Genomic DNA, 22737 nt, shown 5'->3' with positions numbered 1-22737 from the left:
GAAGAGGCCCGTGGGACGCAGGGCCAGCGGTGCGCGGTGCGGCACGGCGGCATCAGCGTCACTGCCGACGGCGCAGTGGTTTCGGCACGTCACCGGCAGGCCGAAGACATGGCTCGCGGCCTCACTGGGGCGAATGTGCACACTTCTGTAATGTGGTGTCTATGACGGAGACGACGTACTCGATCGTGGAAGCCCGCGCGCGCCTGGGCGCCATCGCGCGCGAGGTCAGTGCGACCCGGGAGCCGGTCGCCATCACCGACCACGGGCAGACCGTCGCCATACTGGTCAGCCCCGCCGACGCCCTGGAGCTGCAGGAGCTGCGGGCCCTGGCCGCCTACCGCGCCCGCCAGGCCCGCGGCGAGGACGCCGGCGTCTCCCACGACGAGGCCTACCGGCGCGTCTTCGGCGGTACTGAGGCGTGAATTACGAGATCATCTGGGAGCCAGAGGCCCTCGCCCAAGCAGAGCGGTTCGCCAAGGACGACCCCGACGGGGTACGGCAGGTCTTCACCGCCGTCGACCGCCTCGCCGACAATCCCCGCCCCGACGGCGCCTTCGGCAGCGCCGACCTGCTCCGCATCCACGTGGCCCGCTACCGCGTCATGTACGAGATCAGCGACCAGCAGATCCGCGTCAGCGTCATCCACCTCGGACGCGTACGCTGACCGGCTCGGTTCGGGAAACTGCGCCCCTTTTCGGCGCCGGACCGGGCCGCACCCGTCGGCCGGCACTGACTGCGCTCATCCTCGTGACCAGCGTCGTCCTGCTGGCAGCGCTGTGATGTTCCTATTTCTCGCCGACATTCCGGACGCTGGTGATCGTAAAGCGTTCCTGGAAGCCGCAAACAACCGTTCTTGGATACGACCTACGCAGCCAGCCGCCCGTCGTGCATCGCGGCGCCGAAGTCGTGCACGGTGAAGATGTGCGGATGGGACAGGCCCGCCGGTGACCGCGGCCTCGCGGGCGAACTGGGCCACCTGCTCCGTCAGGCAGCAGGCCGTGCCCTGACGGGGTGTCTGGGCCCGGCGGATCTACCTGCCCGTCTCCCGCGCGCGCTCGACACGCGCGCGATGCACGCCGCCGCTGGGTGAGGCGCAGTGTGCGCCCGGCGGCCTTCCACAGTCCGGGCAGGTGATGTCGTACGGGCCAGGTGCCCGCCGACGGCGTTCCGCCTTGGCCCTGCGTTCCGCGAGGATGGGCTCGATCCGCTCGTAGTGGGGGGTCTTCGACGCAGCGCCTGTACCGGTGTGGGCGTTGACGACACAGTTCGTGCCCGCCAGGGCATGGCAGCGAGGGCAGTTCCTCCGGATCCAGAACCGGCGCGCCACCTGCTCATGCCGCATCGGCCGCGGCGCTCCCATCGCAGGAGTGGGACGGGCGGTCTGCGCCGGCGGCCTGCCGATCTCCGCCCGCGTCTTCCAGACGCCGATCTGCTCCTGTTGAGCGGGGTCGACACGGTCACCGGCATCTGATGCCGCGTGCATGAGTTCCTTCACCAGCTTGCGCATCGTCTTCCGCGACTGGTCGGCCCCGCGGCGCTGAAGAGTCGCCAGCAGCGTCTTCACGCGGTCGGCGGCCCGCCGTGCCCGGGTGTCCTGCTGTCTGGCGAGCTTGGCCGCGGCCTCGGCCTGCAGCTGCTCCGCATAGACCTGCTGCTGTTCTGCGACGTACGCGGCTGCCATGTCCGCGATGGTGATCTCGTCGGCGGTGCGGTCGTGGCTCGCGGTCGCGTTGACGCGCGTCAGGAGCTGACGGACCTGCAGGGCGTCGCGTGCGGCGAGTGCTTCCTCCAGCTGGGAGAACAGCTCGCGCCGCACCCGGACCTGGTCCTCCAGCCAGGCTTCCGCGTCCGAGACGGCGGCCGCCAGCTGCGCCTTCGTCTCCCCCTCGACGCCGGTCAGATCCCTGATGTCACGGAGCACCTGGCTCACCACGAAGGAGGACTCCACCCTGACGGCGTCGTCCAGCTTGCGCAGCAGCACCTGCGCCCGCACACGGGCGGGAGGAACCTTCTTTGCCTTGCCCACGCCCCACTGGGTGACGGGCCGGGTGCTGCGGGACCGCACGATCTGCTCCACCGCCGGCGTCGACAACCCCCGCTCCGTCATCTCGCAGTCGTCCAGCGCGAACCACTCGGTTTCCCGCGCGAACGCCTCGGTTCCGATACGCACCCGGCGGGCGGTGCCTTCGCTGTCGAGGCGGATGCGATGGACGTACCAGCGGTCGATCAGCGTGTCCCGGTCCACCGGCACCGACATCCCCAGCACCGGCTCGTGGCCGTCCTGGTCCCAGGAGGGCTCCACCGCCTGGTCCAAGTGCACGCGCAGCCTGCCGCGCGGGAACCGGATGTCCACCACCGAGCCGATCGGCACTCCATCGGGCTGGGCGAACTCGATGTCGGCGTGCCAGTCCCGGTCACGGAGCCACGTGGCGGCCGCCGACTTCACATACAGGTGGTCGGCGCTGTTCACCCCGCGAGCACGCCGTCCGCACAGGTGAGGGTGCCCATCGGGGCCCGGATGATGGGCAAAGTGGCAGACCCGGTCGGTGTACAGCTTGGTGGTCAGCTGCAACCCGCAACCTCCGAGCAGCAGACCACACCAGAACGTGTCGTGCTCGTGCCGGCGGCGGAAGGCGTCCAGCTCGATCGCCTCCAGCGGCAGTATCAGCGGTTCCTCCGAGTCCGCGCCGCCCAGAACCGCCGTCTGAATCTGCCGCCTGTCACCCCGCACGAAACCCCGCCTTTCATCCCAACTCATCGTGCCATCCCTGGTGTTGGCCTCACAGACGATCGACGTGCTCAAGCCGTCGTACGCAGCGGGGCAGGCTCGGCAGCGACATCCGACGTGCCAGCCTGCCGGGCGGCCCGCTCCGCCCGGGCCCGCCGCAGGGCCGCGGCGTGGGAGGCGTCGGCTTCGCGGCGGCGCTGCATGCGGGCCGCCGCGATCGGGGCCGGCGCATCCTCGGACGCGGTCCCCGGCTCGGGGAACGCCCTGCGGCTGAGCGCGCGCATCGCCCTGGTCTGCCGCTCGACTGCCTCCTCGATGGCCGGGTCCACCCGCGATGGCGGCGCCGCCTCTTGGTGCGCGGCGAGCGCGCGGCGGTAGCCGCCCGAGGCGGTCTCCCGGGTACGCGGCGGCCCGGCGGGTACGGCCGCGGGCTCCGGATCGGGGTCGGCCGGCTCGGGCATCGGCAACGCGCCGGGCGCCAGGATCCGCAGGGACCGGACGACCGTCCGGCCCGCCGACTTGTTGGCGGCCGCGACGATGCGGGTCTGCTCCAGCCGGGTCTTCGTCGCCCAGGCCGCCGACTCCGGGCACACGGCGAGCTGTCCGGAGTCGGCGTCGTACGACACGGCGGCGACGTGCCCGGCGAGCTCGGGGGCGATGGCCGCCCACCGATCGCGCAGCGTCGCGCCGGCGGCCGGGAGCTCCCACGCGCGCTCGGTGACCAGCGTGCCGATCGCGGCACCGAGCCCCATCGGCTCGCGCCCGCCGCGCCGGACCACCGACGTTGTGCGCGGCTTGGGCTGCACCGTGCGGCCGCCGCCGTTCTTCTGCGCTGCCACCTTGGCAGCGCGTAGTGCGACGCGTGCCAGGTCGACGCCACTGAGCTGCGGGGTTTCGGTCATCAGGCGACCTCCCCGGCGAGCTCCTGGACGCGGTGGATACCGCAGACGCTGCGCGACGGCAGGGGCTTCCGCCCGCAGGGCACGTCTCCGTCCCGGCCCGAGCAGGTCTCTTGCCCGGCCGGGGCGGTCTGCGCGGGCACGGCGGCGGTGCCCAGCACGGCGGCCTCCTCCCGGCAGAGCTTGCACAGGCCGTCCTCGAGGGCGCGGCCGATCACGACGATGCGGGCGCCGCAGTCCCCGCAGGACCCGCGCGGCGGACCCTCTGGCTCGCGCTGCGCCGGGACCGGGGCCGGGTTGCGGGCCGCGTCGTCCAGCACGCAGTCGACGCAGCGGCCGCCAGGGCCGGGACGGGTGCCGTGCTCGGGGCACAGGCCCTGCTCGATGCGCTGGGCGCGGCGCCGGGCGGCGGCCTTGTCCTGGACGATCTCGGCACAGACCTCGCAGTCCTTGCCGGTCGACCACAGCACGCCGGCCTCGCAGTCCTGGTAGCCGCAGCCCCAGCGCGGCAGGGCCACCCCCAGCAGCCACCGGCCCGGGTCGCGGATCTCCGAGAGCATCACCTTGGCGAACCGGGCGGTCAGCCGGTGGTGCAGGCGTTCGGCGTCGGTGCCCTCGCGCAGCTGGCGGCCCACCTCACGGGCGATCTGCCGGGCGACGAAGTCGCTGGTCACCCGCTCCAGCAGCAGGTGCACCGGCTCCAGCACGGCATAGATGTGCGGGCTCATGGCCAACTGCGGTCCGTCGTACGGCGGCCGAGCAGACCCCCAGCCCCTGCTGCTGCGCTTTTCCGTTTCGGGCTTCGAGGGGGAGGGCTGGCTGTTTCCACCCGCGCGAAGCGCGAGACCACCGCCGGCTTCTGTACGCGCAGCAGCGTTAGCCGGGTTTTCCACAGCCCCAGCGCCCTCAACTATCGGTACCTCGCCTACGGCGGATGAGAAGAACGCGCGCTCGTCATCCGGTGAGTCAGTCCTAGGTGATTCCTCATTCGCGAGGGATCCCTCACCAACCGGCGAACCCGATCCCTCACCAACTTGGGAACTGACCGACTCCTGCGAACCACTGGGCACAGTCGCCTCAGCAGCCCCGGCGGCCGCCGCGCAGCCATCGTCCGGACGGGCCTCGGGAGCGATGTCGTGCGCGATGTAGCGGTGACGCCCCTGCGCCCCCGCACGCCGCTGCACCGTCACCCAGCGCGCCGCCTCCACCGCGTCCACGACCGCCGACGCCGCCGTCACCGACAGCGGCTGACCCGCCTTCTTGCCCGAGTGATGGAGCAGGCCGGCCGCCAGCTCCGCCTCCGTCAGCGCGATCCCCCGAGCCTGCGCGTAGGCGATCAGCGCGAACGCGCGCAGCTGCCGGGGCGTGAGGTCCTCCGCGGCCGCCACCGGCAGCCACACGAACGCCTCCGTACGCGTCATCGCCCGCACCGTCCGCAACGCCGACGTGCCCGTGCCACCCGGCAGCGTCCGACGGTCCGAGACCAGCTCCACCACACCGTCCGGGCCCGGATGGCACAGCTGCGTCATCCCCCGCTCCACCGACGCCGGCGACATCCCGAGATACGAGGCGATCGTCGTGGACTTCGCCTGGCACCCCTCCGGACGCATCCCGAGCGCCTTCACCTTCACGTACACCGACAACGCGACATCCGAGTACGCCGCCGACGACACCAGACGCATCGGCACCCGCACCCGCTGCCGCCGAACCGGCGCGGACTCTTCCACGGCAGCGGCCGACACCGCGACCGCGCTCATCGGCCCACCCGTACGGACGAGAAAGAGATCATCTCGGCAGCCTTGCGCAGGTTGCCTGTGGACAGATTCCGAGCAGCGGTGAAACCCCTGGTTCCTCCCGCCCGGCGGGCAGGAACTTCGGTTCGCGTCCCGCCCCACGGGACGGAGCTCCGGAGCAACACGGCGGCCGACGCCGCCAGGAGGACATGGGTCCCCCTCTCGGTATAGGTGTCGCGGACCGGGGTCGGTGTGACACTCCACCCCGAAGAATCTTTGTGACTAATGCCGTGAACAGGGCAAACAGGCTGTGCGAATCCCGTCACGCGGGAAGGGTGGGGGGCTCGAACCGGTGTGAATCGGGCACGGTCGAGCTGACAAGGGGACACCAGGTCGTGCACTATGACGGGGACACCAACTTCCATATGCGAGTCGGACCGTCCCGCGCGAAACGGGAAGGGCCAGCGAGTGGATGCGGGTGGCAGCCCCCTCCGTGAGGAGCGGGCGCCGGACGATGAGGGCCTCCTTGGCCTCCTGTCGGACGGGTGATGCGGACAGCCCTCGGGCTGGTCGTGTGCGGTGATCTCCCTTCGGGGTGGTTGCTGTGTGGTTCCGACGGCCTGCGAAAGCCGCCGGAACCGGGCGCAGAAGCCCCTTTGCGAGAGGGGCGACTGCGGTAGTGCTGGTCCTTACGGACCGGTTGTGTGAGATGAGCCAGCTCGATGAGCTGGAGCCCAGAGCCGGGTGCGAACCGGAGACTGGGCGGCCGACGCGGGTTGCGAATCCGATCGGCGAGACGGGCCGCGTGGCCTTAGTGGATTGCGAGTCCACTCCTTGGCGCGCGGCCGGTGGCGGCTACGTCACCCCGACCCCCTTGATTCCGAGGCCGGCGTCGGCATGCCTTCATCCGGCTTCGCGGCTTCGGGATACCGCTCCGCGAGCCGGTTGAGCAGATGCAGGTAGACAGCGCGGTGCGGACGTCGGGGGTGGGTCTGCCCCAGCTCCCAACGGGCTACGGCAAGGCGCTTCACGCCCACGGCTTCCGCGACCTCCTGCTGCGTGAGGCCAGCCGCGAGGCGTAGCTTCGCGCGCACAGCTGGCGGCGGCAGGACGTCGTCCACGAGGGCGTCGACCCGCTTCAAGCGGTCCGGGTCGGTCACGGCGCAGCCTTTCAAGATCGATGGTTCCCTGAAAGATACACGACGCGATCTCTGCCCGGGAGTGGACATCACCGAGAGCCTCGTGCCGCACGCTGCCCGATAGGGTCCGTGCACGTGGCTCGCCTCGCGTTTTTCGATCTGGACGGCACACTGGCCGATCGGCAATCGGCGCTGAACGACGCGTTGACATGCCTGTGCCGCTCCCGAGCGCTCTCCGCAGATGCCGAACAGTGGCTGCGCACCGCGCTGGCCGACCGGGCGACCGTCGGAGACTTCGCCCGGCTGCGGGAAGCCTTCGGCCTGGAAGCGTCGGCCGCGGACCTGTGGCAGGAGTACGTCGATCTCATGGCGGCCGCCGTCACTTGCCGCCCCGAGGTCCTCGAGGGCCTGGCCCGCCTGCGCGCGGCCGCATGGACGATTGGCGTCATCACCAACGGGGCCGGCGACATCCAGCGCGCCAAAATCGCCGGGACCGGCCTCGCCTCCCTGGTCGACGGCGTCGCCGCCTCGGGCGACCTGGAGATCCGCAAGCCGGACCGGCGCCTCTTCGAACTCGGAGCCAGCCGGTGCGGCGTCAGCCTCGCGGACGGCGGCTGGATGGTCGGCGACAACCCGACCGGAGACATCGGCGGCGGCCACCAGGCAGGCCTGCGCACCATCTGGCTGCGAGGACGCCCCTGGCCCGACGGGCTCCCCGCCGCGCACCACGTCGTCGACGACGTCACTGACGCCATCACCATCCTGCTCGCAGAGACGGAGTAGCACCGTGGACCAGCCGACCGTCGGCATCCTCCACCCCGGCAGCATGGGCGCCGCCGTCGCCGCATGCGCCGCGACCAACGCCTCCGCGGTCCTGTGGTGCGAGGTCGGGCGCAGCCCCGCGTCAGCAAAACGCGCCTCCAAGTTCGGCCTGACGCCCGTGACCACGCTGGCCGAACTGCTGGACCGCAGCGACATCGTCATCAGCCTCTGCCCGCCGGCCGCTGCCGAGGACCTGGCCCGCGACGTCGCCGGGCACCATTTCGCCGGGGTGTACGTAGAGGCGAACGCCATCAACCCCGAACGGGTGCAAAGGATCGCCGCGCTGCTTGGGCCGGAGACAACCGTCGTGGACGGCGGTGTCGTCGGCTCCCCGCCGGTCGGCGGCAAGACGCCGACCTTGTACCTGTCCGGCGCGGTGGCCGCGACCGAACGGATCGAGACGCTGTTCGCGGGCACTGCCGTTTGCACGGCGGTGCTGGGCACGGAGGTCGGGAAGGCGTCCGCGCTGAAGCTGTCGTACGCCAGCTTCCAGAAGACGAGCAGGGTGCTGGTAGCCCTCGCGGTCGGGATGGCCCGTGAGTACGGCGTCGACCAGGAGCTCATCAAGGTCGCCTCCCGGCGCACCGACTCGTACCTGTCCGAGCCGCAGTACGTCGCCAAGACCGCAGCCCGCGCCTGGCGCTGGGGTCCGGAACTGGAGGAAGCCGCCGACACTCTCGCGGCCGCCGGCCTTCCGCCGGAGATGCTGCGCGCGGCCGCGTCCACGCTGGCACGGTGGAACGACGCCAAGGACGACAGCTCGCTCACGCTCACCGACGCCCTGGACCGACTCGCCCAGCCGTAGCCCGCACTCATGCCGTCGCCGCTCCCGCCCGCTGCACTAGCAGCTGGTCGATGAGCCGCGCCGCGTCCATTGGCGCCGACACCGTGGTGTCCACTGTCAGGTCCCACACCATGGCCGGGTGCGCATCCAGGTCCTCGCGGGTCGCGTCCCACGCCGCCAGGCGCGCGGCGGTGTCGCTGTCGCCGCGCCCCGCCGATCGCTGCTCGGTCACCTCGCGCGGGCACCACAGCAGCACCACCAACCAGTCGGCGGGGTAGCCGTCGACCAGCGCCCGGACGCCGTCGACCTGCCCGAGGTGCACTACGGGCACCCCGGCCGCGAACGCGGCGTCGACGCCGGGCCGGTCGATCGCGTACGTGTTGCCGTACCGAGCGTTCGCGTAGACGACGTCACCCGCGGCCTCCAGCTTGCGCAGCTGCTCCGCTGTGTCCATCCGGTAGCCGACCGCCTTACCCGTTCCGACCTTGAGCCGCGCGAACTGCGCGTACTTGGAGTCGAGTGCGCTGAGCGCGGCCGTGACGGTGTCCTTGCCCGAGGCCGGCGGGCCGTACAGGATCACGCCCTGACGTCCGGTCATGCGTACATCGTCCCCATCGCCTGCCGGGCCTGGTCTGCGAGCGTGACCGCAGTCCCCAGCCGGTTGTCGACGACCAAGTGCGGCACCGCCGGTCGCAGGTCCAGGTCGATCGTGGCCATGTACTCATCCCACCGCTGGAGCTTCCACGCGTCGCGGGCTGCGGACCGGAAGGTGATGTACTCGCGCATCGACTCCTCATCGCAGCGCACCCACACCGGGAAGACGTCAACGCCCATAGAGGCGGCCCGATTCGACAGGCGCTGCATCCAGGCCGGGTCGGTCATCTCCGCGATGAACGGGGCGGTCAACACGGTGGAGATCCCGCACTTGATGTTGGCCATGGCCGACTGCATCAGGCAGTCGTACTCCACCGGCCGGACCTGCGACCGGTAGAGATCGGTGTGCCGGTCGTTCGCGTCGCCACCCAGCGCGACCAGGAGGCGCTCCACGAGCGGGCGGGTGAGCGGGTCCTTGTCGAGCAGCGGCCAGCCGGTGAGCTGAACGAAGAAGCGGGCAAGCTCGGTTTTCCCGCTCCCGGCGAACCCGCCGACGAGGATCAAGACGGGACGGTGTGGGTCACCGCCGGTGTGCCTCCGCTTCCACGCGTCGATGATGCGCTGCTGCAGCGCGAAGTGGTCGGCGTCGTCACTGCCGGGCGCGATGCGGTGAATCGCCCGCTCGACAGCGAGGACATGCGCGCCGTTGAGCCGGTCGTCCATCGGCGTCAGCGTGAAGGACGTCTCCTCACCCGGCAATGCGGCCCGGAAGCCGAGGTCGGGTTCGGTTGCGCGGTAGAGGAGGCAGTAGGCGCGCCGGTAGTGGGGGCCCGGGTAGACCTCACCCTGCTCGTGCTGCCACAGGGTCTGGGGATTCGCCGCCGGGATGCCCTTGAGCTTCGCTCGCTCAGCAACTTCCCGGAGCCGCTCGCCGGCCTTCTCCAAGGTCAGGCCGTGAGCCTCGCGCTGCTCTCGCAGGCGGTCCGGCCGCCACCCCGCTCGATGCTTCCCCACCATCGTCCCCTTGGTCGTCGTCATGGCCCGTGAGCCTAGGCCGGAGCCGCCGAATCCCATGTGTACACGGATGTTGAAAACCCGTGAACGCCGGTGCGCATGGGCTTCGACAAGGCGCTGTGATGTTGCGATCCGGCTCCCACCGGTGTGATGGCCCCCACAAGACGGCCAACAAGCGCCTGGTGGGGCGAGTCGGAGGGAGAAGTCAATGTCAACCGCCATCCGTAGAGGGACGCGCACTGCGGAGCGCGGCCAGCATGGACTCCGGGTCACCGTCGTACACGATGTGCGGCTCATCAGCGGTCGGCGGGCGGAAGCGGCCCGCGTGCCTGAGAAGGTCTTCCTCGCTGAACTCGATGCTGTTCGCGTCGACGAGCGACTGCTCGTTGCGCTTCCGGATTCGGTCCCAGCGCACCTCATGCGGCACAGGCAAGTAGATGAGAACGGGCTCGCCGCCCGCCTCCATCACCGTCGCCACCCACTGGGCTCGCTCTTCCGGAGTCCAGAAGCCGTGGTCGACCACGACCTCGTGTCCGGCCGCCAGGAGTTCCTGGAGCTCAAGGGCGATGTCCTTGAGTACGGGCGCCTCCCGGACCCTGAACTGCCCGCGGGGAAAGTCCCTGCCGTAGTGGCCGTAGCGCCGGAACATCTCCTCGTCGGGACAGAGGCGCCGGAACCCGGCCTGCTCCAGGGCGCGGGCGAGGGTCGTCTTGCCAGAGCCCTGCAGACCGGACATGAGAATCGCGCGAGGCGCGGGGCCCGGTCGGCCGGACAAAGCGGCGGAGATGCGCGTGATCTCGAATCGTCCTTCCAGCGTGAGGGTGTCGGTGTGTTCGGCTCGAAGGAGCTGGCTGAGGCGGGCTTCGAGGCAGGAGACGAGCGTGTCGTCCAGTACGGCGGCGTCGGACGTGGTCACCGCTGCACCTCTGACGTCGTACGGCGGGTGCGACCCGGGGCGCCCAAGTCCACGCCGTACTCCAGCAGCTCGCCGTCGGCGTCCAGGAAGCGCGCGGTCAGCACAAGGATCGCCGCGACGGTGTCGGGCTCCAGCTCCAGGAGCTCAAGGTCGCGTTCCGTCGCGATGCGAGCCGTCTCTTCATCTACGCGCTTAACGACGTGCCGCCCGGTAGCCCGAGCGATCAAGTCGAGCGACAACCCGCCCCTGAGCCGCTCGCTCCGCGCCAACTCGGGCACGACCTGGGCGAACTCCGCTGGGATCCATGACGTGGAGTGGGAGACGATGCCATGACCGTCCCGGTAGACACGGCTACGGCGAATCACGTCGTCACCAGGCGAAATGCCCAGCGCGTCAGCGACGTCTTCGGGAGCCTCGACTATGCCGGCGGTGTGGCCGGACGACTTCTCGCCGACGCCCCACGACGACTGCGTTTTGCTGCTGCGGTCGTGGCGCTCAGCCCCGGAGGACAGCGAGATGGGGCGTGCCATCACCTCGGTGCCGACACCCGGGATGCCCTGCACGAGCTTCTCTTCACGCAGCAGTCGCATGGCCCGGTCAGCGGTGGCTGTGCTGACCTCCCACTCCGTCGCCAGGTTCTTGATGCTGGGCAGGAGGTCGCCGGGCGAAAGCTCCCCAGAGCTGATCAGGTCGCGGTAGTGGCCCGCGATGCGCGCGTACGGCGGCCGATTGTCGGCTCGGGGTGGCCCTGACATGTGCCTTCGCCTCCTTCAAATTCCCTCTGGGTGCCTCACTATACCGCTTGACACCTGAGGATACCTGATGCAACCTGATGTATGTAAGGCGTCGGTGATCCTCCGGGAGCACCGAGTGAGCACCACCGCAAGGCACGTAGGAAGTCGTCCGCCTCGCAAGAGGGGGCCGGGGTCGATGGCAACACCAAATCCCCCGGGTTTCTCGACTCTCTACTGCACGTCGCAGCGCTATGCGCTGTCCGTCCATCAGGACGCCGGGGTCACCCGCGCGGCCTGGCGGGCGGAGAGAGCACCGCGACGCAGCCCCTCCCCTTCGCACATGAGGAGATCCCGCATGTCCATCACCGCCGCGATGCCGACCGCCAAGGAACGCCCCCGCCGGACCCGCACGAAGCGGGTCAGCAAGCTCCCCGCCATCAAGCTCTCCCAGCTCCTGCCCTCGCACATTGACCTCCGCGACCCGCTCAAGGCCGTCCTGGTCTGCGGGGACTGCGAGACCTGGGTGCCCATCACCGGCATGCAGAGCAAGGTTCAGAAGCTGGTCCCGCACCACACCGGCAAGGCCGGCGTCGCCGCCGCGATCCACTGCCGGAGCAGCAACCGCCGTGTGGAGTTCGACATGACGATCCCTGAGTGGCGCCAGGTCCTGACCGACGCGGTCAAGGAGGCCTCCAGCCGCCAGGCCACCGCGGTGCTGCCCAAGGCATTCAGTCCGCAGACCGATCGGACGCTGCGGGCTCGTGCGGAGCGCACGCTGGCCGGGCGCCTGGCTGACTGGGACGCGGTGCTGCCCCGCGTGGCCGACGCCGACAAGAACCGTCGGGCGATCCCTGCCGGTGACGCCCCCACGGAGGGCGCCGCGGTTCCGCTGGACACGCTCCACCCCCAGCGCCCCGCGCGCTGAATCCCGCACGAACCGCCACGGCCCCGGCCATCCCGAGTGATCGGGGAGGCCGGGGCCGCGGCTGCTCGTACGAAACGGACAGCCTGAACAGCACGACAGCCCCGGTGACTTGAGACCCTCCGGGGCTGTCCAGGACCCGATTGGAGACCTGATGCCCACCAGCATCGCACGAACGACGGCGACTCCGACCCGATCATGGATGAGGCCCTGCGCCGCGTCCGGCAGGGGAAGTGATCGGGATGGACTGGCGCCACAACGCGGTCTGCCGCGAAGAGGACCCCGAGCTGTTCTTCCCCATCGGCAACACCGGCCCTGCGCTCCTGCAGATCGAGGAAGCCAAGGCCGTCTGCCGTCGCTGCCCGGTCATGGAGCAGTGCCTCCAGTGGGCGCTGGAGTCCGGCCAGAGCGACGGTGTGTGGGGCGGGCTGTCCGAGGATGAGCAGCGGGCGATGAAGCGCCGCGCCGCCCGCAACCGGGCGCGGCAGGCGTCGGCGTGAGCGAGGCCGACCAGAAGCGCCTGGAGGAAGCGGTCCGCCGGACCAACGACAACCACGCCTTCGGCCGCCGCGCTCACGGCTGACCGCACGACGGGAGGGGAAGCCAACTTCTCTCCCACGCACCGACGTTCCGCCAGGCCGGTCGCCCGCACCACGGGCGGCCGGCCTTTCGCACGCCTCCAGCCCGAGAGAGTCTCGGGCCCGCATCCCCGCAGGAGAGCCCATGCGTACCAGCACCCAGCTCGACACCGCGACGACCACCGGCACCACCCGGCTGCCGGACTCGCTGTGCACGCACACCCCGACATGCCCGACGGCCGACAGCCCGGACCGGGAGGCCGCACATGTCGTGGCGGCCCACCCGGAGCAGGGCTGGAGCCTGCTGTGCAACGCCGTCGTGATCTTCGAGGACACCGGCGAGCTGCTCCCCGACGGCCGGGTGGTCGACCCGCACCGTCCCGTCGCGGCTCTGGCCTGACGGCTGCCTGATCCGCCCGCACCGACCGCCGACTCTCCGGTGGCCGGGTCGGGCGGTGACTGGGAGCCGGGCAGTCCGGAGCCGCCGGCCTTCGGGCCGGTGTACGCGATGTGAGGAGCGCACGTGACCCAGCCCCAGACGCAGGCCACCCGCCCGACGACCAGCTACACCAAGGGCGACATCGTCCTGTTCCGCGACGTCGAACGGTTCTGGCTCGGGCTTCCCGGCCACACCTTCGTCGGCCGGGTGGAGCGGTCCTGGATCCACGCCGACACCCGCAAGGTCCTCTACGACCTGACCGAGCTGAGCGGCAACCGCGCCCGCGCCGGGATCGACCCCGCCTACATGCGGCTGCTCCCGGCCACGGACGCGATGCGCGACATCGACACCGCGCCGCTGAGCGAGCCGGACACCGGGGCGATGACCCCGGCCGCCGTCGCCTGGCTGCGCCAGCACCTCGGGCAGGACAGCAGCGCGCTGCCCGCCCGTCCCTGACCAGCTGCCTCACGCAGACGGCCCTCCGAGTCCTCGGCATTAGAGCTGCCGGGGCCTCGGAGGGCCTGGTCACGACCCTACCGACCGACGCCGACCCGCGGTGACCTCTTGCACGAGGCGCCGGAAAGAGAGGACACCCCCGTGGCCAACACCACCACCCGGCGCAGGCGGAAGCCCGCCCCGGCCGCGAAGGCCCGAGGCGCCGGGCGCGCAAAGGCGCCGGCGGCTCCGGCCGCCATCCCCGCCCAAGCCGCCGCTCCCGAGGAGACCGTGCCGCTGGTGTTCGAGGAGGCCGACCCGGTCCTGGCCGACGCCGCCGACCGTGCCGCCGACCTCCGGGACCTGGCCGCCGACGATGCCGCGCGCATCCTCGCCGACAGCGAGACCCGCGCTGCCGAACTCCTGGACGGAGCCCGCTCGGAGGCGGCCTCGATCACCGAGGCGGCCACCACCGAGCAGGCCCGCGTCCTGGCCGACGCACAGGCCGACGCGGACCGGGTCCGCACGGAGGCCGCGACCGCCGCGGCCGCCGACGCCGACCAGGTCCTGGCCGACGCCGACGTGAAGGCCAAGCAGCTGCTCGCTGACGCGCGCAGCGAGGCCGACACCGTCACGGCGACGGCGTCTGGTAACGCCGACCAGGTCCTCGTCGACGCCAAGGCGGCTGCCGAGCAGCTGCTCGCTGACGCCCGCCGCCAGGCGCAGGAGGTCACCACCACGGCGGCCTCGAAGGCGGACACCGTGCGGGCGGAGGCCGCGCAGGTCCTGGCCGACGCGGAGACCAAGCGCACCGAGCTGCTCGCGGCGGCGGAGCGCACGGCGGCGGAGACCCGCAGCCGCGCCGCCACCGACGCCGACCAGGTCCTGGAGCGGGCGCGGGGCGAGGCTGACCGGATGCGTGAGAGCGCGGACGGACAGGCCGCGCAGATCCGGGCCGGAGCCGAGAAGGCCGCGGCCGGGCTTCGCCAGGACGCCGAACGTGCCCTGGCCGACGCCCGCACTTCCGCTGAGGAGCTGCGGGCCGCCACGGACAAGGACGTCACCCGGCTGCGGGAGCAGGCGGAGACGGACGCGAAGACGGCCCGGGAGGCGGCGGCCAAGGCCACGGCTGACAAGGCCGCCGCCGCGCAGGCCCTGTCTGAGGCCGAACGGGTCCTCGAGGCGGCGACGCAGCGCACCGTGCAGCGGGCCCGCCGCCGGGAGATCCGGACCGAGTCCCGCGCCAAGCGGCGCAAGGCCCGTGCCGACGCCCGGCCCGCCGGCGGTGTCCCGCCGCTGTCCGGGCAGGAGCTGGTCCTGGTCGTCGGGATCGTCCTGGCGGCCGCGACCGTCTCCACCCTCGGTCTGCTGTCCTCCTACACCGCGCTGGAGACCAAGGCGACGGCGTGGGGCTGGGACTGGCCGTGGCTGCTGCCGGTCGGCATCGACGTCGCCATCCCGGCGTTCACCGGCGCCAACCTGGTCCTGATCCGCATGGGCATGGAGCTGCGCTGGATCCGCTGGGTGCCCCGGGCGCTGACGGCGGTGACCGTCTACCTGAACTGGAACGCGGCGCACTCCGCCTCGGGCCGCCTCGGGCACGCCGCCCTCACGCTGCTGTGGGTGATCTTCTCGGAGATCGCCTCCCACGTGTACGCGACGCGGATCGGCGCGGTCACCGGCAAGAAGCGGATGGAGACGGTGCGGCGCTCGCGCTGGATCCTCGCTCCGATCCCCACCGCCCGGCTGCGCCGCCGGATGATCCTGTGGGAGATCACCTCCTACGAGGAAGCGCTCACCCGGCTCCAGGAGCAGACGTACCTGCGGGCGCGGCTGCGCCAGAAGTACGGCTGGATGGCGTGGCGGTGGAAGGCCCCGCTGGAGATGCGGATGGCGCTCAAGCTCAACACCGCGCCCGCCGCGCTCGCCGACACGCTCACCCCCGAAGACGCTCACACCGTCGAGCGGATCGAGGAGAGCGGCGACGCTCACGACGCTCACCCGGAACCGAGCGCGCTCACCTCCGGGAACGCCGAAGGTGAGCGTGAGCGTCCGGCGCTCACCACGGGCGCTCGCCACGGTGAGCGCGACGCGGAGGGCGACGACGCTCACCGAGCGGACAGCCCCCGGACGCGCAGCGAGCGGGACGCGCTCACCGAGCGCCGCCACGACCGCATCCGTCTCCTCTACACCGAGCTCGGGCGCCGCCCCGAGTGGACGGAGATCCGCGACGCGCTCACCGAGGCGGGCCTGTCCGAGGAGCCGGTCTCCCGCCCGACCGCGCAGCGCCTGCGCGCTCAGGTAGAGGAGAGCGCCCCGGCGAGCGCCAAGGCGAGTGCGCCCGCCAACGCCTGAGCGCCCGCACCCCCGCACAGCACCTGCCGCTCATGGTCGCCCCCGGCCCGCGCTCACGCTCCCGAGCGTGAGCACGGACCGGTGACGGCCACGGCCGGCAGGCCGCTCGCCCGCGCCCGCCCCGAGCGGGGCGCGGCCGATCAGCCCGAACCGAGCACGATCCCGGCCCCGCACGCACGCCTCGGGGACACGGACCCATGAACCCCTTCCCCTTCCCCACCCCCGAGACCTGGAGGTCTTCTGCCATGCCCGAGAACAACAACCGGTGGACCTCGGACCACCTGATGAAGCCCGGCGGCACCGCCCTGTACGGCGCCCAGCAGCGCGAGCGGCTGCGGCAGATGGCCGACGAGGTCAGGGCGCTGCTCCGCGAGTACCGGGCCGACCTGGAGAACATCAAGTTCGACGGGGACAAGCCCTTCGAGGCCCGCATCCGGGCCTTTCTCGCGTCGCGTCCGCTGGCGCAGCTCGAAAGCGATCTTCGGGACGCCGTAAATCACGCCGGAAAGCTCGACGCAGAATTTCAGCGGCGCTATGTGGAGCTGCCCGAGAAGCGTGAGAAGAAGGCGGAGAAGAAGGAGCTGGAGAAGGCGCGCAAGAAGGGCCTGAACACCGCCCGCGCGGTCAGCACCGCCGGACAGCTCAACGGCCTCTCGCAGGCCCTCAACGAGCCGACCGGCGACGGGAAGGGAGTCGCGAAGAAGACCGCCACGGACGGCGGCGACCACACTTTCCTGGACTTCCTGGAAAAGAGGGCCTGATAAGTGGCTGCTCCGCTTTCCAAGGGCCAGGTCGCCCGCTGGGACAAGCGCCTGGCGGAGACCACGACGAACAAGGCGCGGGCGACCGCGCTGTGGGACCTGGCCCGCCTCCTGGCCGGCGACGACGACAAGGCATGGGCCGACCTGGTCCTGCTGCTCCAGGGGTGGACCCAGAGGCAGCAGGGCCGGGGGCCCGGCTCGTAACGCTCCGCGCTCATCACTGCTCATCATCACCGCTTCACTCCGTGAATCCGGAAGGCCCAACACGCGCGCCTATACGCGCGCGTAAGGCCCCCGGGTTCGTGACCCTGAGTGACTGATCGAAGGAGACGGCCGATGGCCGACGACGACGCCGGGGGGACCGTCCTCGGCTTCCCTGGCGGGCTGACGATCCCGGGGCCGGTGGGCAGCGGCCCGCCGCCGCCCGGGGCCGCCGCCCTGTCCCTGAGCGACCTGCCCGAGCTGGCACCCCCGCCCTCCCTGCTGGTGGCGGGAGATTCCGATGTCAGCGGCGGGAGCACGACGACCGCGCACGCGGACCCGGGAATGCCGGACCGCCCGGAAGGGCAAGGAATCGCCGCCATGTCGGTGGTGATGATGGCCGGTATTACCGTCGCCGCAATGCGTGGAGCGTGGAATGCAGCCGCATATCTGAAAGCCCGGCATGAACACCATCGGGCAATTGCAGATCAGCAGCGAGCGGCGGCCGATAAAGCCTCGATCGGCGTTGAAGCGGCCCGCCAGAAAAGCCGCTTGCCGCCCGGTCCGGAATTCGGGCGCAGCACTCGCACATCAGGCGGCGGAGGCGGCCGGACAAACTCCGGCAAGAGTTCCACGCCCAACACGTTCCGCTCCTCCGGTGGCTCCAAGCCGCCGGGCGGCTCGGGATCCAAGACGCCCAACAAGGCGCCTGGAGGCGGCTCTGGCGGCCGTACGCCCTCGCTGGGCACTGGCGGGCGCGGAGGCGGCGGCGGAGGCCGCAGGGGAGCGCTGGAGTCCTCCGGGACAAAGGGCGGCGGAAACACCGGGAACGGGGGCCGAAAGACCTCGACAACCGGGACGAAGAACAACTCCGGCAGCCTCTCCGGAGCCGTACGCGACCGTGCCGCCGACCGGATCCGCAACGGCCCCAAGCCGAAGAACAGCACCGGCACCCTCGGCACCGGCAAGTCCGGCTCGGGCGGCGGCACCACACCGTCCTCCGGGTCGAAGTCGGGCCGCGGGCCCGGGTCGAAGTCCGGTACCTCCGGCTCGAAGTCCGGCACGACCGGGACCAAGTCCGGTACCTCCGGAACGGGTTCGGGGGGCAAGGGCCGGGTCACGCTGCCGGAGGCGGTGGCGAAGGAGTCGGCGCGGCGGCTGAAGAGGCGCCGCAAGCGGCTGTCCCCGCCCGTCCTGACCACGGTCCGCAAGGGCAAGGGCAAGAAGGGTGCGGGGAAGTCGGGCAGCGGCGGCCGCGGCCCGAAGCGCAAGGGCAAGGGTCGGGTCACGCTGCCGGCGGCCATTGCGAAGGAGTCGGCGCGGCGGATGAAGAAGCGCCGCAAGCGGCTGGACCCGCCGGTCCTGACCACGGTGCCCAAGAAGAAGGGCAAGAAGGGCAAGAAGCCCGCCGCGGCCGGGACGACGCCGACGACGCCGAAGGTCAACCTGACCAAGAAGCCCAAGCCCGGCACTCCCGGCGCGGCGACGCCGAAGGTCAGCCTCACGAAGAAGCCCAAGCCCGGCACTCCCGGCGCGGCGACGCCGCAGGTCAGCCTCACGAAGAAGCCGAAGCCGGGTACGGGCGGCGCGGCCGGCACCGGCGGCACGGCCCCGAAGGTGAACCTCCGCAAGAAGGTCAGGCTCACCAAGAAGCCGCGCAAGCCCGGATCGGGCACGGCCGCCGGATCCGCCGGCGGCACGAGCACCACCAGGCCGAAGCCGACCGGCCCGGGTGCGACCCCCAAGCCGAAGGCGGACAAGCGCCGTTCCCGCCGCGGCTGGTGGGAGCGATCGAGTGCCCGCCGCTCGGGCCGTCCGGCTCCCGACCCGTCCAGCTCCACCAGCTCCGGCACCACGCCGGGGCCGGGGCCGGGCGCAGCGTCGGGCGGAGGGTTCGGCCCGCCCCCGGGCTGGGGCTACGCACAGGGAACGACGATCACCGTCGAACAGGTCGGCGGCGAGGGCTGGACCGCCCGCCGCGAGGAGAACCGCCGCGCGGCCCGCATCCCGGCTGGAGCCATTCCCGCATCACGAACAGGAGGAACCGGAGTGACCGTGCCCGTCCCGGCGAAGGCACCGAACACCCAGTACGCGGACAGCGACCTGACGATCTACGACGTCATTGAGTCCGACGCCGACATGGCGGAGGAGATCATGGCGGGCGTCGACGAGGCCAACGCCGCTGCTGAGGGCTGCGACAAGATGATGACGCGGCTGGAGGCCCTCCACACGAAGATCGTCGAACTCAAGGTGCCCGGCGTCCTGGAGGGCTGGGTGCTGATCCTGGCGGAGAAGGCCGTCAGCGTGAAGGCGAAGGCGGAGGCCCTGGCGGAGAAGCTGCCCGCCGCCTCCGAGGCCATCCGCACCGCCGGTGAGAACGCGGAGCGCCGCCACAAGCCGCTCGCCGACGCGGTCCGCGATGCCGGACACGCCGCCCCCGCTGAGCGCGACTACCACGTCGAATAGGAGAACTCACCGTGTCTGACCTCGTTCCCGTCATCGGCGGAGCCCTCCAGAAGACCGGCTCCGTCATCGTCGGCGCGGTCCGCTTCGGCATCGTCGTCGCGCAGCTGACCGCCACCAGCGCCACCATGGCGGGCCTGTCCAACCAGGTCCGCAGCACGTTCAAGTACGTGGAGGACTGCGCGGACTCGGTCGACAAGCTCGCCGACCTCGCCGCGTCCAAGGCCGTCGACCAGTCCACCGTCAACGAGCACCGCGAGGCGGCGACCGTGATGCGGTCCTGCAAGGAAGAGGCGGAGGCCATGGCGGTGGAGTGCGAGGAGATGTCCTCGCTGTTCCACGAGACCGCCGACGCGCACATCGCCGACTACGGCGCGGTCGCGGACGCCGCCAACAACATGCCCGACGGCATCGAGATGGCCGACCGCACCTTCTACAGCAACCGCTGACCCACCCTCACCCCCTCTCACCACGAAGGGCGGCGAACCCACTGCGGGTTCGCCGCCCTTCCTCATGCCTCGAAGGAGAGCCCACCGATGATCCGCCTCGGACCCCTGCGCGGCCGCTTCGCCCTGGCCCGCAACGCCTTCGGCCGCGTTGCCACCGTGGCCGGCACCGGCGCGCTCGCCACCGGAACCTTCACCCACGACTTCTACGGCCCCTCCGTGCTGGCCGCCCTCGGCTGCGCCGGATGGGGCGCCCTGTGGTCGCTGACCCTGCCGCGCAACGCGGCAGGCAACACCGCCATGGGCCTGTACCTGTCCCCGTCGGTGTCCATGGCCGCGCTGCTCACCGCGCAGCGCATCGTGCCCGGCATCGACTGGTACTGGCAGCTGCTCGCCGACGCGGGCTGGACCGCCCTGGTGCTGTACGTGCGCCCGGCCCGCCTGGCCCGCGTCCTGGTCGGCCGCGAGAAGTCGCTGACCCCCGAAGCCATCGAGCAGACCCAAGTGCTCCTGGCCGCCGACACCGACCAGGCCGGCCCCCAGCACCCGATGGCCGCCTACTGGGCACAGCACGTCGCCATCGAGGGCGGCGCCGCACCGAACACCGTGCTGGAGCAGATCGAACGCACCGGTGAGGAGTCGATGACCGCCGTCATCCGCTCCACCCTCCCCGGCAAGCCGGTCCCGAAGATCGACCTGCTGGAGCTGTCCGCGGCCATCAACTGGCCCGAGGACGACATTGCCATCACCCCCGTGCCCCGCCAGGGCGCCGGGGTCCGGCGCCTGACCGTCGGCCAGGCCCCCGAAGAGGCCCTGGACATCTACACGGCCTGGGAGAAGCTCATCGCCCCCAAGGGCATGCCCTCCACCGTCATCACCGCGATCCGCACCGTCGACATCCCCGACGAGGAGACCAAGGAGCTCCCCGCATGAGCAAGATCTACGAGCTGACCGTGGAAGCGGTGGAGGCCGGCGACATCATCACGTACCACCCGATGAAGCTCGCCAACGCCCTGCGCATCAAGGACGTCAACCGGCTCGCGGTGGAGACCAGCGTCATGGGCGACAAGGCCCTGGTCACCATCTACCCGCACGACCCGCTCGCCCGCGTCATCCTCGCCGACCCGCAGATGCTGGTCATGGACGAACGCGGGCGCGTGTGGATCGGCCGCTACCACAACGGCCGGCCCTCCCTGCTGCGCCTGTACGACCCGCAGTCCGGCTCCGCGCAGCGCCTGCTGCTGTTCGGCACCACCGGCGCGGGCAAGTCCACGGCCGGGCAGATCATCCTCGCCGCGATGAAGCGCTCCGGGATCGCCGTGCTGTACGCCGACCTCAAGGGCGGCCAGTCCGCCCCCGAGGCGTACGGGCAGACCGGGCCCGGCGCGGACGGCAACGTCGCCTGGCGGGTCACCACGCAGGAAGGCACGATGGCGCAGCTGCGCACGACGTGGCTGACCATGATGGACCGCCAGGAGCGCTACGCCCGCCTGGGACGCTCCAAGTTCCTGCGCGACCGCCCGGACCCGCTGATCTACCAGATCGTGGACGAGGCCAACCGCCTCCTGGAGAAGGGCGCGCCCTACCGGGACGAAGCCACCTTCTACATCAAGGACATCGGCCGCACCGGCCGCTCCCTCGGGGTCGGCATCGGCCTGTTCGCGCAGGCCGGCCACCTCGAGGAGATGGGCGGCTCGGACACGCTCCGGGCGATGCTCAAGGAGGGCGAGGTCATCCTGCTCCGCTGGACGTCCAGCATGATGAAGCAGCTGGTGACCGACGGCCTGCTGCCCGCCGGGCAGATCCTCGCCCCCATCCCGAAGTACGCGGGCGAAGTCGACCTCGTCTCGCAGTTCGACGAGGAACACACCGACGACGACCGGCCCGGCACCCAGGGCACCGCGTACAACGTCAACGGCCGCTACCCGACGTCCAAGATGCGGTTCTGGAACATCGGCTCCCCGGTCCCCACCGAGGGCCTGGACCCGATGATCCTGGACCTGTACGGCCCCGGCGCCCCTGCCGAGATCGAGGAAGCCGCCTGGGACCTCATCGGAGACGCCTACTGCCAGCGCCTGGACGGCATGGAGGCGTACCGGGCCGTCTTCCCCGAGCCCGAGGAAGACGAGGACGGCGAAGGCGGCGGGGGCAAGAAGAAGGGCGGTGGCGCCAAGACGGCCGCCTCCCCGGTCCCGGCCTCGCCGCCCAAGCCCCGCGCCCGCACGCTGCGCGAGCGCATCCAGGCCGTCCTGGACGCGCACGACGATCCGCTGGACGCGCTCCAGATCCTGGAGCTGGTCAACGCCGACGGCGGCCGCGAGGTCAAGCTCGGCAGCGTCCGCAACACCCTGACCGCGATCAGGAACTGACCCACCTCCCCCGCCTCCCGGCCGGGCCGGGCCCCACGCCCGGCCCGGCCGCCGGCCTTCCCCGAAGGAGTTCACCGCTGTGGCGCTGACCGTCTCCCTGGTCGTCTTCGCCGGAATCATCGTCGTCGTCCTGCTGCGCACCGGCTACCTGCGGCTGTGGCCCGCGCTCGCCGCCGTCCTGTTCGGCTTCACCCTCGCCTCCACCGGCGTCGCGCCCGCCATCAACAGCGGAATCAGCAGCGTCGCCGGATGGATCAGCAGCCTCGGATAACCCGCCCCGCTCCCCCACCCCCACCCCTTCGCGCCCTCCCCGCGTGCTTCGTCACGGCCGTGCCGCGTGCTGCGTGACGGCCGTCGTACCGGTGTACACGGAAGGGCTCCGGACGGCGGCCGTCCCAGGGCTGA

Annotated in this window: 24 protein-coding genes; 16 read left to right on the top strand and 8 right to left on the bottom strand. The window is 71.4% G+C overall.

The genetic code is table 11. From position 1 onward, the window contains the following. The first annotated feature begins 161 nt into the window (after positions 1 to 161). Positions 162 to 422, top strand: coding sequence for a type II toxin-antitoxin system Phd/YefM family antitoxin (locus AB0N17_RS41450; protein WP_365437524.1), 261 nt, complete (start codon positions 162 to 164; stop codon positions 420 to 422). Continuing rightward, a complete protein-coding gene (locus AB0N17_RS41445) occupies positions 419 to 664 on the top strand; it encodes a type II toxin-antitoxin system RelE/ParE family toxin (RefSeq protein ID WP_366016857.1) in 246 nt (81 codons plus the stop codon). Before AB0N17_RS41450 ends, AB0N17_RS41445 begins: the two co-directional genes overlap by 4 nt. Before the next feature lie 366 nt (positions 665 to 1030). Here AB0N17_RS41445 and AB0N17_RS41440 read toward each other — a convergent pair whose 3' ends face one another. The 4 genes from AB0N17_RS41440 to AB0N17_RS41425 all read right to left on the bottom strand — a co-directional run bounded on the left by AB0N17_RS41440 (position 1031) and on the right by AB0N17_RS41425 (position 6520). Beyond that, positions 1031 to 2731 (bottom strand): hypothetical protein, encoded by a 1701-nt coding sequence (locus AB0N17_RS41440; protein WP_366016856.1) that lies wholly within the window; start codon positions 2729 to 2731, stop codon positions 1031 to 1033. Positions 2732 to 2799: 68 nt separating this feature from the next. Next, on the bottom strand, positions 2800 to 3630 hold the full coding sequence (locus AB0N17_RS41435) for a DciA family protein (RefSeq protein ID WP_366016855.1): 831 nt from the start codon (positions 3628 to 3630) through the stop codon (positions 2800 to 2802). Further along, a complete protein-coding gene (locus tag AB0N17_RS41430; protein ID WP_366016854.1) occupies positions 3630 to 5384 on the bottom strand; it encodes a hypothetical protein in 1755 nt (584 codons plus the stop codon). Before AB0N17_RS41430 ends, AB0N17_RS41435 begins: the two co-directional genes overlap by 1 nt. Positions 5385 to 6220: 836 nt before the next feature. After that, positions 6221 to 6520, bottom strand: coding sequence for a helix-turn-helix domain-containing protein (locus AB0N17_RS41425; protein WP_093545984.1), 300 nt, complete (start codon positions 6518 to 6520; stop codon positions 6221 to 6223). A gap of 114 nt (positions 6521 to 6634) precedes the next feature. Between AB0N17_RS41425 and AB0N17_RS41420 the strand changes: the two genes are divergently transcribed. Further along, positions 6635 to 7282: an HAD family hydrolase gene (locus AB0N17_RS41420; protein ID WP_366016853.1), complete on the top strand. Its 648-nt coding sequence runs from the start codon at positions 6635 to 6637 to the stop codon at positions 7280 to 7282. A gap of 4 nt (positions 7283 to 7286) precedes the next feature. Continuing rightward, positions 7287 to 8126, top strand: coding sequence for a DUF1932 domain-containing protein (locus AB0N17_RS41415; RefSeq protein ID WP_366016852.1), 840 nt, complete (start codon positions 7287 to 7289; stop codon positions 8124 to 8126). A gap of 7 nt (positions 8127 to 8133) precedes the next feature. On the opposite strand, the gene AB0N17_RS41410 is transcribed toward AB0N17_RS41415, so the two are convergent. From AB0N17_RS41410 to AB0N17_RS41395, 4 genes are all read right to left on the bottom strand, one after another. Next, complete coding sequence (locus AB0N17_RS41410; RefSeq protein WP_366016851.1) at positions 8134 to 8703, bottom strand: guanylate kinase; 570 nt, start codon at positions 8701 to 8703, stop codon at positions 8134 to 8136. Next, a complete protein-coding gene (locus tag AB0N17_RS41405) occupies positions 8700 to 9737 on the bottom strand; it encodes an AAA family ATPase (protein WP_366016850.1) in 1038 nt (345 codons plus the stop codon). Before AB0N17_RS41405 ends, AB0N17_RS41410 begins: the two co-directional genes overlap by 4 nt. 187 nt (positions 9738 to 9924) lie before the next feature. After that, positions 9925 to 10629 (bottom strand): ATP-binding protein, encoded by a 705-nt coding sequence (locus AB0N17_RS41400; RefSeq protein WP_366016849.1) that lies wholly within the window; start codon positions 10627 to 10629, stop codon positions 9925 to 9927. Further along, positions 10626 to 11384, bottom strand: a complete 759-nt coding sequence (locus AB0N17_RS41395; RefSeq protein ID WP_366016848.1) for a GntR family transcriptional regulator — start codon at positions 11382 to 11384, stop codon at positions 10626 to 10628. Before AB0N17_RS41395 ends, AB0N17_RS41400 begins: the two co-directional genes overlap by 4 nt. Positions 11385 to 11718: 334 nt before the next feature. Between AB0N17_RS41395 and AB0N17_RS41390 the strand changes: the two genes are divergently transcribed. The 12 genes from AB0N17_RS41390 (at position 11719) to AB0N17_RS41335 (ending at position 22603) form a co-directional block, all read left to right on the top strand. Further along, positions 11719 to 12288: a hypothetical protein gene (locus AB0N17_RS41390; protein ID WP_366016847.1), complete on the top strand. Its 570-nt coding sequence runs from the start codon at positions 11719 to 11721 to the stop codon at positions 12286 to 12288. 239 nt (positions 12289 to 12527) lie between these two features. Continuing rightward, positions 12528 to 12785 carry a WhiB family transcriptional regulator gene (locus tag AB0N17_RS41385; RefSeq protein ID WP_366016846.1) on the top strand — a complete coding sequence of 86 codons (258 nt, stop codon included), beginning with the start codon at positions 12528 to 12530 and terminating at the stop codon, positions 12783 to 12785. Positions 12786 to 13071: 286 nt separating this feature from the next. Then, complete coding sequence (locus AB0N17_RS41380) at positions 13072 to 13263, top strand: DUF5999 family protein (protein ID WP_366016863.1); 192 nt, start codon at positions 13072 to 13074, stop codon at positions 13261 to 13263. A gap of 123 nt (positions 13264 to 13386) precedes the next feature. Further along, positions 13387 to 13758 carry a hypothetical protein gene (locus AB0N17_RS41375; protein WP_366016845.1) on the top strand — a complete coding sequence of 124 codons (372 nt, stop codon included), beginning with the start codon at positions 13387 to 13389 and terminating at the stop codon, positions 13756 to 13758. A gap of 141 nt (positions 13759 to 13899) precedes the next feature. Further along, entirely contained in the window at positions 13900 to 16092 is a 2193-nt protein-coding gene (locus tag AB0N17_RS41370) for a DUF2637 domain-containing protein (RefSeq protein ID WP_366016844.1), read from the top strand. Positions 16093 to 16289: 197 nt separating this feature from the next. After that, complete coding sequence (locus AB0N17_RS41365; protein WP_366016843.1) at positions 16290 to 16853, top strand: hypothetical protein; 564 nt, start codon at positions 16290 to 16292, stop codon at positions 16851 to 16853. Positions 16854 to 16856: 3 nt separating this feature from the next. Beyond that, a complete protein-coding gene (locus tag AB0N17_RS41360) occupies positions 16857 to 17057 on the top strand; it encodes a hypothetical protein (protein WP_366016842.1) in 201 nt (66 codons plus the stop codon). A gap of 132 nt (positions 17058 to 17189) precedes the next feature. Continuing rightward, positions 17190 to 19520 carry a hypothetical protein gene (locus AB0N17_RS41355; protein WP_366016841.1) on the top strand — a complete coding sequence of 777 codons (2331 nt, stop codon included), beginning with the start codon at positions 17190 to 17192 and terminating at the stop codon, positions 19518 to 19520. Positions 19521 to 19531: 11 nt separating this feature from the next. Then, positions 19532 to 19966, top strand: a complete 435-nt coding sequence (locus AB0N17_RS41350; protein ID WP_366016840.1) for a hypothetical protein — start codon at positions 19532 to 19534, stop codon at positions 19964 to 19966. An 87-nt stretch (positions 19967 to 20053) separates the two neighbouring features. Next, the gene (locus tag AB0N17_RS41345) at positions 20054 to 20896 is read left to right on the top strand and encodes a hypothetical protein (RefSeq protein ID WP_366016839.1); all 843 of its coding nucleotides are present in this window, start codon (positions 20054 to 20056) and stop codon (positions 20894 to 20896) included. Next, positions 20893 to 22332, top strand: coding sequence for an ATP-binding protein (locus tag AB0N17_RS41340; protein WP_366016838.1), 1440 nt, complete (start codon positions 20893 to 20895; stop codon positions 22330 to 22332). The genes AB0N17_RS41345 and AB0N17_RS41340 overlap by 4 nt, the downstream gene beginning before the upstream one ends. Positions 22333 to 22411: 79 nt before the next feature. Further along, positions 22412 to 22603, top strand: a complete 192-nt coding sequence (locus AB0N17_RS41335; protein WP_362578214.1) for a hypothetical protein — start codon at positions 22412 to 22414, stop codon at positions 22601 to 22603. Positions 22604 to 22737 lie beyond the last annotated feature (134 nt).

It is taken from the genome of Streptomyces sp. NPDC051133 (genome assembly GCF_040682635.1).
GTDB lineage: Bacteria > Actinomycetota > Actinomycetes > Streptomycetales > Streptomycetaceae > Streptomyces.
The sequence above is the reverse complement of the archived record's forward strand: the minus strand, read 5'-3'. Positions and strand labels throughout refer to the sequence as shown.